At 72.5% G+C, this 12,858-nt stretch carries 14 protein-coding genes; 3 read left to right on the top strand and 11 right to left on the bottom strand.

The genetic code is table 11. The annotated features are described in order from the left end of the window. Nucleotides 1-16 precede the first annotated feature (16 nt). Entirely contained in the window at nt 17-430 is a 414-nt protein-coding gene (locus AC0I8G_RS18475; RefSeq protein WP_471731250.1) for a VOC family protein, read from the bottom strand. Nucleotides 431-711: 281 nt separating this feature from the next. Between AC0I8G_RS18475 and AC0I8G_RS18470 the strand changes: the two genes are divergently transcribed. After that, the gene (locus AC0I8G_RS18470) at nt 712-1,818 is read left to right on the top strand and encodes an EAL domain-containing protein (RefSeq protein WP_471731249.1); all 1,107 of its coding nucleotides are present in this window, start codon (nt 712-714) and stop codon (nt 1,816-1,818) included. A gap of 96 nt (nt 1,819-1,914) precedes the next feature. On the opposite strand, the gene AC0I8G_RS18465 is transcribed toward AC0I8G_RS18470, so the two are convergent. The 8 genes from AC0I8G_RS18465 to AC0I8G_RS18430 all read right to left on the bottom strand — a co-directional run bounded on the left by AC0I8G_RS18465 (nt 1,915) and on the right by AC0I8G_RS18430 (nt 8,724). Then, nucleotides 1,915-2,811 (bottom strand): response regulator, encoded by an 897-nt coding sequence (locus AC0I8G_RS18465; RefSeq protein ID WP_471731248.1) that lies wholly within the window; start codon nt 2,809-2,811, stop codon nt 1,915-1,917. 4 nt (nt 2,812-2,815) lie between these two features. Further along, entirely contained in the window at nt 2,816-3,331 is a 516-nt protein-coding gene (locus tag AC0I8G_RS18460) for a chemotaxis protein CheX (protein ID WP_380257722.1), read from the bottom strand. Then, a complete protein-coding gene (locus tag AC0I8G_RS18455; RefSeq protein WP_380257720.1) occupies nt 3,328-3,711 on the bottom strand; it encodes a response regulator in 384 nt (127 codons plus the stop codon). The genes AC0I8G_RS18460 and AC0I8G_RS18455 overlap by 4 nt, the downstream gene beginning before the upstream one ends. After that, on the bottom strand, nt 3,708-4,538 hold the full coding sequence (locus AC0I8G_RS18450; protein ID WP_471731247.1) for a CheR family methyltransferase: 831 nt from the start codon (nt 4,536-4,538) through the stop codon (nt 3,708-3,710). Before AC0I8G_RS18450 ends, AC0I8G_RS18455 begins: the two co-directional genes overlap by 4 nt. Before the next feature lies 1 nt (nt 4,539). Next, nucleotides 4,540-5,799, bottom strand: a complete 1,260-nt coding sequence (locus AC0I8G_RS18445) for a protein-glutamate methylesterase/protein-glutamine glutaminase (RefSeq protein ID WP_471731246.1) — start codon at nt 5,797-5,799, stop codon at nt 4,540-4,542. Between the two features lie 538 nt (nt 5,800-6,337). Then, nucleotides 6,338-7,054 carry a YcnI family copper-binding membrane protein gene (locus tag AC0I8G_RS18440; RefSeq protein ID WP_471731245.1) on the bottom strand — a complete coding sequence of 239 codons (717 nt, stop codon included), beginning with the start codon at nt 7,052-7,054 and terminating at the stop codon, nt 6,338-6,340. A gap of 20 nt (nt 7,055-7,074) precedes the next feature. Continuing rightward, entirely contained in the window at nt 7,075-7,698 is a 624-nt protein-coding gene (locus AC0I8G_RS18435) for a hypothetical protein (RefSeq protein WP_471731244.1), read from the bottom strand. 99 nt (nt 7,699-7,797) lie between these two features. Continuing rightward, complete coding sequence (locus tag AC0I8G_RS18430) at nt 7,798-8,724, bottom strand: hypothetical protein (RefSeq protein WP_471731243.1); 927 nt, start codon at nt 8,722-8,724, stop codon at nt 7,798-7,800. A gap of 201 nt (nt 8,725-8,925) precedes the next feature. Here AC0I8G_RS18430 and AC0I8G_RS18425 point away from each other — a divergent pair, with 201 nt between their 5' ends. After that, the gene (locus AC0I8G_RS18425) at nt 8,926-9,771 is read left to right on the top strand and encodes a hypothetical protein (RefSeq protein ID WP_471731242.1); all 846 of its coding nucleotides are present in this window, start codon (nt 8,926-8,928) and stop codon (nt 9,769-9,771) included. Next, nucleotides 9,768-10,565 (top strand): hypothetical protein, encoded by a 798-nt coding sequence (locus AC0I8G_RS18420; RefSeq protein ID WP_471731241.1) that lies wholly within the window; start codon nt 9,768-9,770, stop codon nt 10,563-10,565. Before AC0I8G_RS18425 ends, AC0I8G_RS18420 begins: the two co-directional genes overlap by 4 nt. A 71-nt stretch (nt 10,566-10,636) precedes the next feature. Here AC0I8G_RS18420 and AC0I8G_RS18415 read toward each other — a convergent pair whose 3' ends face one another. Further along, complete coding sequence (locus AC0I8G_RS18415; protein ID WP_380159021.1) at nt 10,637-11,083, bottom strand: chemotaxis protein CheW; 447 nt, start codon at nt 11,081-11,083, stop codon at nt 10,637-10,639. A 1-nt stretch (nt 11,084) separates the two neighbouring features. Continuing rightward, nucleotides 11,085-12,858, bottom strand: a 1,774-nt coding sequence (locus tag AC0I8G_RS18410; RefSeq protein WP_471731240.1) for a chemotaxis protein CheA, incomplete at its 5' end; no start/stop codon positions are given.

Raw genomic sequence — 12,858 nt, 5'->3', positions numbered from 1 at the left:
CCCGCGAGATCACGGGTCAGTCGGTGGCGAGGGTGATGTTGACGAGCCAGTCGATCCCGAACCGGTCGGTGAGGGAGCCGTACTCGTCGCCCCACACCTGCTCCTCCAGCGGGGTCGTGACGGTCCCGCCCTCGGCGAGGCCGGCGAAGAAGCCGCGCAGCTCCTCGACGTCGTCACCGAACAGGCTGATCGTGACGTTGTTCCCCACCTCGACGGGCCTCCCCGTGGGCGTGTCGGACGCCATCAGCGCGAACCCGGCGGGGCCGTCGACCATGCCGTGCATGACGCCCTCGGGGTCGACGCCCTCGCCGCCGCCGAACTCGCCGAACGTCGAGATGGTCAGCTCGCCGCCGAGCACCGAGCGGTAGAACGTCAGCGCCTCGCGGGCCGTGCCGGGGAAGGTGATGTAGGGGGTCAGACGGGATGCCACGGGAACCTCCAGGGAGTGGACCGGTTCCCCGAAGCTACCGCGCCGGGTGCGTCCGCGGACCCCCTCCGACCTGCGGTTCGCCGGCGCGGCAGCACCGGACGAACCCCGGGTGGTGACCGGGACCGACCCGTGATTGCCTCGGCCCCGGTCATCTGGGAGGGTCGAGGAGTCGGCAGTGTCACGGTGAGGCCGTACCGTCCCCGCGCGGTGCGTCCCCGACGGGACCGAGGTGCCGACTGCCCACACGCACGTCCGCGGGAGGTCGACAGGTGCAGGGGCACGTGCGGGACGACGACGCCGACGCCGTCGCCCAACTCCTGGAACTCGCCCGGGACATCTTCGGTACGCCCGTGGCCGCGCTGACCCGGGTCACCGACACCGAGCGGAACCACGTCGAGCAGACGGCGTCCACCCTGGACCCGCACGCCACGGTCCGCCTGCTCGCCGACACCGACCTCGACAGCTGCGTCCTCGCCGTCGACGTCGTGCGGCCCGACGGTGAACCCGACGGGCGCATCGTCGGGGTCGACCACGAACCCGTGCAGGCGCTGGGCTCGCGCCAGCTCGAGGCCCTGCACGTGGTGGCCGCGCTCGTCGCCGGCGTGCTGCACCACCGCGAGCGACGCCGGGTCGCGCACGACGACCGGATGGCCTCCCTCGACGCCCTGCTGGCCGGCCAGGGCCGCCAGACCGTCGTCCAGCCGATCGTCGACCTGCGCACCGGGACGGTCGTGGGCGCCGAGGCCCTGAGCCGGTTCACCAGTTCCGAGGGGGCGGCCCGCCGACCCGAGCAGGTCTTCACGGACGCGCGCTCGTCGGGCATCGGGGTGCGGCTGGAACAGGCCGCGATCGCCTCGGCACTGCCGCTGCTGCACGCGATGCCGTGGGGCACCTACCTCAGCGTCAACGCCTCCGCGGAGGCGCTGCTGGACGACCGGACCCACGACCTGCTGCTCTCCGACCGGCCCGATCGTCTCGTCGTCGAGATCACCGAGCACGACCCCGTCGCCGACTACGACGCCCTCAACGACGCGACGACGTCCTTGCGCTCGCACGGGGTCCGGATCGCCGTCGACGACGCCGGGTCGGGGTTCGCGAGCCTGCAGCACGTCCTGCACCTGACCCCCGACATCGTGAAGCTCGACATCGCCTTCGTCCGCGGCATCGACGCCGATCCCGCGCGCCGCGCCGTCGCCCGCGCCCTCGTGGGTTTCGCCTCCGAGCTGGGCTCGACGATGGTCGCCGAGGGCGTCGAACGCGCCGGCGAACTCGCCGCGCTGCGCGACCTCGGAGTCGACTGCGGGCAGGGGTACCTGCTGGGCCGGCCCACCCCGAATCCCACCTGGGACGTCCGGCCGGACGACACGACGGGCATCGTCCTGCTCTGACCCCGCACCTGACCCCGCAACGACTTCTGGGGATCTTCCCACCCTTCCCGAGGTCGGGAAGGGTGGAAAGGTCCCCAGAAGTTGGTGCGGCGAAGCTCAGAAGGTGATGATGCTGAGCCCGCCCTTGCCGTAGCGCGCCACCTCGACCACGAGGTCGAGACGGCTGCCGGTCCGCGTGGCCCAGTCGGCCACGTCGGGACGCAGGACCTCACCGGGCACGTAGGACGCGTACAGCTTCAGGTGCGCGGCACCTTCGACGTTGAACAGCGACGCCATGATGTTGAGCACCTCGCGGGAGTTCACCGCGAGGTTGTCCGGCAGTTCCTTGTCCTCGATCGCGGCCTCGCTGGCCCCGGGGGGTAGCAGACCGATCGACGCCCCGGCGTGCGCGGCGAGGGCGAAGTCGAACACGACGACGGCCTTGGACTTCAGGTGGTCGTCGACGTACAGACCGACGAGCGAGCCGGGCTTCCCGCCGACCGGCAGGGGCCGGCCGTCGGAGAGTTCGACGTCGCGGTTGAGCAGGTCCGAGAGCAGGTTGCGGATCGCGAGGTTCGACGGCAACGGGTTGACCTCGAACTTCACCTCGCCCTGCACGATCGAGGCCTCGGCGGCGGCGGAACCACCGTCGCCACCCAGCACGGGCGCCAGGGCGGCCGCGAAGGCTTCCGGGGTGAAGGGTTTGGCGATGAGGAACAGGGCACCGGCGGCGGCCGCCTTCTCCCGCATCTCCTCCGACCCCTCCGAGGTCACGAAGCCGAACGGCACGTCGATCCCGGAACCACGCAGGTTCTGCAGCATCTCGTAACCGGACGCCTCGGGCATGTTCCAGTCCGAGAGGACGATGTCGGGGTTCTCCTTGCGAACCTGGTCGAACCCCTCCTTGCCGTTCTCGGCCTGGACGACCTCGACCCAGTCGTAGCCCGCCTGCCGCAGCGTGCGGATGACGATCTGCCGCATGACGCGACTGTCGTCGACAACCAGGGCCTTCACGGGATCACCCTTCCTGAGACTGGGACTGGGACTGCTCGCCGGAGCCGGCGAGCCACACCTCGAACGTGAGCCACGAACCCTGCCAGTTGCCGTCCAGGCGCGCCGCGAGGCGACCGGAGGAACCGTGCAGGGGCTTGGCCGTCGACACCACGGGCAGACCCAGCGGGCCGGCGTCGGGGACGAGCGCCTTGATGTTGCCGCCGATGATGTTGGCGATCTCGCCGAGGGAGTCGTAGACGTCCTCGTCGGTCAGGCCGTCGTCCTCCTGCAGCAGGGCCGCGGACAGCGGCAGGGCGACCGCCTTCTCGACGCTGACCGTGACGATGCCCGGGCGACCGCCGGAGATCGTCACCGAGGCGCACAGGATGTCGCCCTCGATGTCGTGCGGGTCGTAGGCCGGGACCAGGTAGTCGGTGTGCGCGAAGTACGACGCCCACATCTGGTCGACGATCTGCTCGAGAGCCTCGTCCTCGACGTAGTCGACGGGTTCTTCGTAGGTCTCTTCGACGAGTTCGGTCACGCCTGGCTCACCTCCGGCAGGAGGCCGAGGAGGGAGAGCTTCTCCTCCAGCGACTCCACGGTGAAGGGCTTGATGAGGTACTCGTGCGCACCGGCGGCGAGGGCGCGGACGATCTGCCCGTGCTCGGCCTCGGTGGTGACCATCATGAGGGTCAGCGCGCGGTACTCGCGGTTCGCCCGGACCTGGGTGACGAACGTGAGACCGTCCATCACCGGCATGTTCCAGTCGACCGTCGCGAGGTCGGGCAGCGGGCCGCCCTCGAGGACCTTCAGCGCCTCGGCGCCGTCGGCCGCTTCGACCGTTTCGTACCCCAGCTTGCGCAGGGCACCTCCGATGATCTTCCGCATGGCGCGGGAGTCATCCACCACAAGAGCCTTCATGCCTGACCTCCGTTCTTGGGACGGTGGACCGAAACCCGTCCGATGAGTTCCCGGTCCCAGTTGTCGTCGACGCCGAGCGTCGTCTCTGCACCACCGAGGAACATGTATCCCCCGGGTTTGAGCGACTTGCGGACCCTGGAGAGGATGTCCCGCTTGGTCGCGAGGTCGAAGTAGATGAGCACGTTCCGCAGGAAGACCACGTCGAACTGACCGAGGGCGGCGTAGGAACTCGTCAGGTTCAGCTGCTGGAACCGGACCATCTTCTTCAGGTTGTCGTTCACCTGCCACTGGGTCCCGACCCGCGTGAAGTGACGCACCAGCAGGGGCGCCGGCAGTCCGCGGTTCATGTCCAGCTGCGAGTACCGACCGGCCTTGGCCTTCTCCAGCACCTCGCTGGAGAGGTCGGTACCGATGATCTCCGCACGCCACCCGTCGGCGACCAGGCTGTCCTGCAACCCCATCGCCAGGCTGTAGGCCTCCTGGCCGGTGGAGGAGGCCGCCGACCAGATGCGCAGCGAACGCGTCGCCGCGCGGGCCTGCTTGAGGGCCGGGACCACCGACGTCGTGAACGCCTGGAACGGCGCACCGTCGCGGAACCACGACGTCTCGTTCGTCGTCAGAGCCTCGACGATGGCGGTCTGCGCGCGGCGGTCGGGGCGCAACCGGATGCCGTCGACGTAGGCCGAGACGTCGGCCGCACCCGCGGCACGTGCCAGAGGCACGAGCCGGGACTCGACGAGGTACTCCTTGCCTGCTTCGAGGACGATCGCACTTTCCTTGCGCACGAGCGTGCAGACCCAGTCGAAGGCTGTGGTCGTGAGGGCCATGTCACCACCTGCCTTGAGAGGGACGGGCCGCGGGGGCGGCGGGTCGGGACACCGGCGGTCGGGCCGGTGCAGTGCTGCTGGGGGTGAAGCGGGAGGTGCTGGTGGAGCCGGCGCCGACCGCGGGGCGTGCGGGCGGGGCCGGTGGGGCTGCGTGCGTGCGGGCGGCGGAACCGAGTCGACGCTGGATCGCGTCGGCGATTCCGGACAGGGGGAGCACCTCGTCCGCGATGCCCTCCCGGGCCACGGCTCCGGGCATCCCCCAGACCACCGAGGTGGCCTCGTCCTGCGCCAGCACCTGGCCGCCGGCCGCCGCCACGTCCTTGCAGCCGAGCTTCCCGTCGGAGCCCATGCCGGTGAGGATCACGGCGAGGAGTTCCCCACCGAACGCGGCGACCGCCGAGCGGACCATGACGTCCACCGCGGGTCTGCAGAAGTTCTCGGCAGGTCCCTGGTGCAACTTGATCACCATCTGCGGACCGCGTCGGGCGACCTCCATGTGGAAGTCGCCGGGGGCCACGTAGACCGTTCCGGCCACGACGGGCTCGCCGTCGGTGGCCTCGACGACGCGCAGCGCGCTGGCCTTGTCCAGTCGCTGCGCGTAGAGGCGGGTGAAGACGGGGGGCATGTGCTGGGTCACCAGCACGGGCACGCCGAGGTTCGCGGGGAGCTTGGCCAGGACGGCCGAGAGCGCCTCCGGGCCGCCGGTGGAGGACCCGATGACGAGCGCGCGGGGAGCCTTGGTGGCTCCGCTGCGGGCCCGGGTCGTGACGGGCGTCGAGGAGCTCGCGTGGCCCGCCGGGGCGGACGTCGCCGTCCGGGCCGCCGGGGCGGGCGCGGCGGTCAGACCGAGGTGCGGGACGAGCGCCTTGATCTTGGGGATGAGCTGCTGACGGACCGACTCCATCGACTCGCTGACCGAGCCGACGTTCGCGGGTTTCGTCACGTAGTCGGACGCCCCGGAGGAGAGGGCCTCCAGCGTGGCGGTGGCCCCGCGTTCGGTGAGGGTGGAGAACATGATGACCGGGAGTCTCCGGTCGATCTTGCGGATCTCCTTGATCGTCTCGAGGCCGTCCATGACGGGCATCTCGATGTCCAGGGTGACCACGTCGGGTTTCAGCTGGGCGATCTTCTCGAGCGCGATCTTGCCGTTCGCGGCGGTCCCCACGACCTCGATGGCCGGGTCGGACGCGAGCACGTCGGTGACCAGTCGGCGGACGACGACCGAGTCGTCCACGGTGAGCACCTTGATGCGTTGGCTCACGTCGCACCTTGCCTTCCTGCCGTCGGTGCGGAGGACCGCACCGTGAACACCGTCCGGGGGCGGACGACTACCTGTCCATCGGCGCTCGGCGGCCAACCCTGAACGGCGAAGCGCACGTGTCGTCACTCCGTGTACACAGCTACTGTGCGTCTCCATTCGTCACGCGTCGAGTGGTGCCGCGTCGCTCGACGGGGTAGGGGGACGCCGCCACGGTGACGCGCGGAGGACCGGGCCGCGGGGATCGGCCCGTCGGGCGGGAACCCCGCCTGCGCACCCGCCCCTGCCGGCCCCCACCGCACCGCGATCTTGCAGGGTCTCCCAGCAAGATCACGGGTTGGGCGGGGTGGGGTCCTTCCGGGCGTGGGAGAGCTGGACGAGCTCGGGTTTCCCGTCGTCTCGGGGTAGCTCGGCGGGTGGGCGACGGTGCCGACGGGCACCGGGTCGCGCCGCGGACCGCGGGTGGTGGACCGGCTCGGTCGCACCACCCGCGATCACGGGTGGAGCGCTCAGGTCCCGTCCCTGCCGGGACGGGCTGGGCTCAGGACCGCTGGCGACGCAGCAGGACGATCACGAGCGCGGCGAGACCGAGGACGAGTCCGCCCCCCGCCAGGCCGCGGGCCAGCGGGTCCGACCCGCCGGTGGTCGACGTCGTGTCGGCGCCCGCCGCCTCGTGCGCGGTGCTCGCACCGGCGTGCTCGTCGTCGGTGGCCGCGGTGGTGGTGAACCCGGGCGCGGGGTTCTCGGGTTCGGCCGCGCCCGCGGCGGCCACCTCGGTCCAGTCCGACACCTCACCGTCGGCGTAGGTCTGGACGGTGGGCAGCACGACCTGCGTGCCGGCGTCGGGCAGCGGGCCGACGTTCGCCTCGAACTCCTCGAACTGCCCGACGGCGATCCCGGGCGATCCGGCCGCGGCGGTCCAGGTGATCTTCAGGGCGGCCTTGGTCACGGTCGTCCCGTCGTGCTCGACGGGTGCGGGCAGGGCGCCTTCGGTGACGACGGCGGTCCACCCCGGGAGGGGCCTCACGGCCACGTAGCTGAAGGGGTGGTCGGTCGGCAGGGACACCTCGACCGACGTCGTGGCGGAGGTGTCGGACTCGTTCGGGACCCGGAACGTCACGACGCTGTAGCCGTCGGCGGCGGTCGTGTCGGGGGTCGCGTGCACGTGGGCGGAGGCGCTGGAGGCGCCCAGGAGCACTGCGGCGCAGGCGGTCACGGAGACGGCGAGGGCGCGGGTGGGCAGGGTGGAGCTCTTCACGGTGGATCCTCGGGGTGTCGTCAGGACGATGGGGTGGCGAGAGCGGTCGCTCCCGGTGGCCCACGTCGACGAACCCGACGGGCGAGCACTGAACGCGGTCGCGGCACCGTCGTCCTCGGGAACCGCGGCAGGACTCCCACGGCCGGGCCCAGCAGGGCGAGCAGCACCCGGACCAGCGGGCGCAACCACGCCCACAGCGACCACACCAGCGCCTCGCCGTGCAGCAGCAGGACCGTCGCGACGACCGTGGCCGCGACGTGGGCGACCGTCATCGCAGGGGATCCCGCGGCGGTCGCGGCGCCCGCTCCGAGCGCCGGGGCGAGGGTCTGGTGGTGTCCGTGGCCCACGACCGTGGCGGCCGGTCCGGAGCACTGCTCGAAGACCTCGTGCAGGACGACCTGCCCGGTGCCCAGCAGAGCGGTGAGGACCGGCCACGTGAACCGGCGACCGGCCAGCAGCAGGGTCACCGCGGCGAGGACGACCACGACCGCGAGCAGCAGCGCCGGGCCGGGGAGTTCTCCCCCACCGGCGAGGTGGGCGCCCGCGGCGAGCCCCACGACGCTCGCGGAGACGGCCCCGGCGCGCAGCACCCGCAGCGACCCCCGCGACGGCCCGGCGGGGCCGGACGTCAGGGGGCTGGACACGCCAGCACCGTACCGCCGCGCGCCGGACGCGAGAGCGCCCGGTCACCGACCGGGCCGGTGACCGGGCGCTCCGGGGTGGTCCTAGGTGGCTCTGCTGGCTCAGGCGCCGAAGGCCGCTTCCCACGGACGCATCAGGACCGCACGGGCGTCGGAGGACAGCAGGTCGGCGACGACCTCGGCGTGCACGACCCCGCTGACGACGTTCCACAGACCGTTCGCGCCGTCGGCGGCGTCGAGCCCACCGGCGCGGAAGGCGCGGACCGCGAGCAGCTGGGCCACCGCGGCGGTGCGGACGCGGTCGGAGAGGTGCACGGCCCAGGAGGCGTCGTGGACGGCGCCGGCCCACTCGCCCGCGCTCGGACGGCTGGTCTCCCCCACCGCCCGCAGGCAGGCGCGGTCGGTGCCGTCGAGGCGGCGCAGGGTGTCGAGGACGCGGGTCACCCCGGCCTGCGCCTCCCCGAGACCGGTCGGGTGCTCGGGCAGCGGGGCGAGGTCGCGGGCGGCCTGCAGGTAGGGGTGCGCGAGGACCCGTCGCGCGTGGTCGGGCAGCCGGTCGCCGAGGTAGGCGGAGACGGCGGCGTCGGCGAGCACGTCGGCGGCGCGACCCGCGTCCTCGGTGCGCAGCCGGGGCCCGCCCTCCAGCGGGGCCGACCATGTCCAGTCGAAGACGTCGTGGTGGACCAGGCGGACGAGGGCGTCGGCGTCGGCGATGGTGCTGGTCTGCAGGACCCGGACGATGCCGGCCTCGACCCGGGCGCCGGACACCTCGTCGGCGAAGTCCTCGTGGGCGAGGCCGTTGGCGACCTGGTGCAGCACGTCGCCGATCTGCGGGACGGCGTCGGTGGCGGTGCGGACCGCGTCCCAGGCCGAGGCCCGGGTCGCCGGGTCGTGACGCTCGGCCAGGACCTCGATCTCGCGGGGGCCGGAGTCGAGAGCGCGCAGCAGGACCTCCGCCGCGGAGTCGCCCGCGGGCAGTCGCACGAGGTCGAAGCCCAGGACAGGAGAACTCACCAGGGAGTAGTGCACGGTCGTCGCCTCCGGTGCGTGGTGTCTCACCGCCGGTTCCGGCGGAGTGGTCCCACCCTGACACTGGGTGAACGAGGGGGCCACACGTCGTCAGCCGTCCGGCGGCACGCCAGAGGTCCGCACCCCCCGTGCGGCGCACCCACCGCGACGGCGTTGCGCCGTCCGGGGGACGTGGGAGCACGACCGCCGTAACGTCAGGTCGTGGACCACCAGCACAGCGAGCACCCGGGGACCCACCCGCTCGCCGACGAGGGACCCGACGAGTTCGACGGGGGGTCCGAGACGGGCGCGGAACAGGGGTCGGCTCCCGGCCGGTGGGCGTCCTGGCTGGTCGTCGCCGTCTCCGCGGTCCCACCGCTCGCGCTGGCCGTCCTCGGCCGCCGGTTCCTGGGGGGTGGGGCGGACGCCGCCTACGTCGGGACCCGCGCCGACCCCGGCGACGGTGACGGGATCGACCTGGGCTGGTCCAACCGGTTCGGTCTGCTCTGGATGACGGTCCCCGTCCCGCAGGTGCTGCTCGCGGCCCTGTGCGGCGTGCTCGTCGTGGCCGCTCTCGTCGTGGCGGGCCGGCCGGACTGGCTGGTCCCGCGGCGCTGGGCGGCCCGGGTGGGCGCGGGGGCCGCGGCCCTCACGGCGCTCGAGAGCCTGGCCTGCCTGGTCAGCCTGGTCACGCGCGCCGGGGAACCCGAGCGGGAGTCCTTCGGCGGTTCCCAGATCAGCTACTACATCCCCTCGACGGGGGAGTTCCCGGAACTCCTCGGTGTCCTCGCGCTGCTGGTCGTGACGACGGCCCTGCCGGCGCTCGCCGCCCTCGTGCTGTGGCGGGCCGTGGACCCGGCGGCGGGACCGGTTCCCGCCGAACCCGCGGAACCCGCCGCCCCCACCGTGGTCGACGCCGAACCCGAGCCGACGCCCGATCCCGCACCCGATCCCGCACCCGGGCCCGGGCCCGGGCCCGCACCGCAGGCCGGGGTGGCCGACGTCCCGAAACCCTCCGCCGACGACCTCGACGCCTACCGCCGGCCGGTCTCCGGGGAGGGCGCGTGACGTCCGAGCGGGACGGGGAGCACGAGGGGCCGGCGGGGGACGAGGAGGAGGACGAGGCGCGGCAGGTGCCCCTGGGCTGGGTCTCCTGGCTGCTCGTCCTCGTCGCGGTCACCCCGCCGGTGGTCCTGGCCGAGGTGTCCCGGCGGTTCCTGACGGGGAGCGCGGACGCGAGCTACTTCGGGGCCTACGTCTCGGAGGCCGACGTCCGCGCGCGTCTCGACTTCACGTTCACCGTCCGGTTCCGGTTGCTGTGGGCGAGCGTCGCGGTGCCGGACGTCCTGATCGCGGCCCTGCCGGTGGTGCTGGGGCTGGCCGCCGTCGTCGTGGCCGGGCGGCCGGAGTGGCTCGTCCCGCCGCGGTGGGGTGCCCGCGTCGTCGCGGGCGCCGCCGTGCTGAGCGCGCTCGAGAGCCTGGTGTGCCTGGTGATGCTCGTCGAACTCGCCGACGAACCCCGCAGCAGCGCCTACGGCAACCTGCAGCTGAGCTACCTGCTCCCCTCGACCGGGGACTTCCCCGAGATCGCGCCGGTCATGGCGTTGCTGGTGGTGCTGACGGTCGTGCCGGCCGTCGCGGCCCTCGTGCTCTGGCGGGCCCCGAGCGCCGCCCGAGTCGCCGCGGAACCCGCCGCGGAACCCGCCGCCGAACCCGCCGCCGAACTCGCCGCCGAACCCGCCGCCGAACCGGTCGCGGAACCCTGCGCGGAACCCCGCCCCGAACCACCGGTCGAGGAACGACCGTCCGAGGTCCCCCGGCTCTCGGCCGCGGAACTCGACGCCTACCGCCGCCCCCGCTGAACCCCGCTCGCGGGGTCCGGGAACGCAGGACGGGGTGGGACCCGGAAGGTCCCACCCCGTTCGCCGTCAGGTCAGGCCGCGACGACCGCGCCGATGCCCTCGATCTCGAGCGCCTTGTCCACGTCGAGGACGAGCAGCAGCGCCTCGTCGAGCTTGTAGGCACCGCGGATGAGTTCGCGGATCGGGCCGGACAGCGTGTCCGGCGGCGGCTCGAAGGTCGAGTCGGTGACCTCGATGACGCCGCCGATGGAGTCGACCAGCAGGCTCCAGACCTCGTCGCCGGCGCGGACGACGACGTTCATCGCGACGCGCCCCTCCTCGCGGTCGGGCATGTTGAGCCGGCGGCGCAGGTCGAGCGCGGTGACGACCTGACCGCGCAGGTTGATGAGACCCGCGACGGCCCGCGGAGCCAGCGGCGCGGGTGTGCGCGGCTGCTCGGTGAGCACTTCCTGCACTCGCCGGACCTCGACACCGAAGAGGTGTCCGGCCAGGTGGAACGTGGCGTACTGCGTGGACACGTCAGACCCCCAGTCGCGTGGATGCTGCGGCGAGCTCGTTCTGAGCCTGCTCGGAGAAGAAGTTCGGGTCGGCCGCGAGGATCGCGGACCGCACGTCGAGGAGTTCGGTCACGCGGTCGCGGATGACCGCGGAACCGACCAGACCGGCGTCGTCGATGTCGCTGTGCGCGTCCTGGCCGGAGACGATGTCGACGATCTCGTCGACGACGATCGCGACCGAGCGACCGCGGGCCGAGTAGACGACACCCGGGACCGAGGCGACCTCGCCCCCCGAGTACGACGAGCGCGAACCGCCACCGAGGTGGTTCGCCAGGCGGACCAGCGGCAGGATCTCGCCGCGGTAGCGGACGACCTCGCGGCGCCCGACCCGTTCGATGGAGTCGGTCTTGAACTCCTCGAGGCGGGTGACGACGTCCAGCGGGATCGCGACGCGGCGGTTCCCGCCGAGACCGACGACCAGCAGGCGCTGCCCGTCGCTGCTCGCGGCCTGTTCCGCGGCGGCCTGGTCGTTGGCGTGGTCGATGCCGTCGGAACGCATCGTGCGGCGCGCCAGCGACTGCACGTCGAGGATCAGGGAGACGCGACCGTCACCGAGGATGGTGGCGCCCGCGTAGGCGCCGATGGCCTTCAACGCCCCGGAGAGCGGCTTGACGACGATCTCCTCGGTGTCCAGGACCCGGTCGACGAGCAGGCCGAAGCGGCGCCCGTCGCACTCGAGGACGGCGATGACGAGGTTCGTCGGGAGTTCCACGTCGGTGGGGCGCTTGAGTTCCAGCGCCTCCTCGAGGCGGATCAGCGGCAGCAGCGCACCGCGCAGGCGGTACACCTTCGCGCCACCGACGTCCTCGATCGCCTTGCCCATCTTCTCGGTGTCCAGGCTCACGAGTTCGAGCAGGTTCACCTGCGGCATGGCGTAGCGCTGACCGGCGCACTCGACGGTCAGGGCCGGGACGATCGCCAGCGTCAACGGGATCCGCAGACGCCAGACGGTGCCCTGCCCGGTGACGGACTCGACGTCGACGGAACCGCCGATGCGCTCGATGTTCGTCTTCACGACGTCCATCCCGACCCCACGGCCGGAGACGTTCGTGACCTTCGCCGCGGTGGAGAACCCGGGCAGGAAGAGGAACTGCAGGATGTCGTTGGGGGTCAGCGTCTCGAGCTTGGCCGCGGACACCAGGCCCTTCTCGACGGCCTTGTTCCCGATGATGACCGGGTCGATGCCCTTGCCGTCGTCGCGGATCTCGACGACGACCTGGCCGCCCTCGTGGGCGGCGCGCAGCTTGAGGGTTCCGACCTCGTTCTTGCCGGCGGCGAGGCGGACGTCCGGGGACTCGATGCCGTGGTCGACCGCGTTGCGGACGATGTGGGTCAAGGGGTCCTTGACGGCCTCGAGGAGGGTGCGGTCGAGTTCGGTGTCGCCGCCCTCCATCTCCAGCTTGATCTTGCGGTTCAGCATGTTCCCGAGGTCGCGGACGACGCGGGGCAGCTTCGACCACAGGTGGTCGATGGCCTGCATGCGGGTGCGCATGACCGATTCCTGCATCTCGCTCGCGACGAGGTTCAGGCGGTGGCAGGCGCGGGTGAGGTCCTCGTCGCGCAGGGCTCCGGCCCGCTGCAGGATCTGGTTGCGGGCGAGGACGAGCTCACCGGCCTGGCGGACGAGGGACTCGAGGAGTTCCACGTCGACGCGGATGGTCGACTCGGCCGCGGAGGCCTTCTCGGGGGGAGCACCGCCCCCACCGGCCGGGGCGGCGGCGGGGGCGGTGCTCCCC

It is taken from the genome of Kineococcus sp. AC630 (assembly GCF_979255925.1).
The sequence above is the reverse complement of the archived record's forward strand: the minus strand, read 5'-3'. Positions and strand labels throughout refer to the sequence as shown.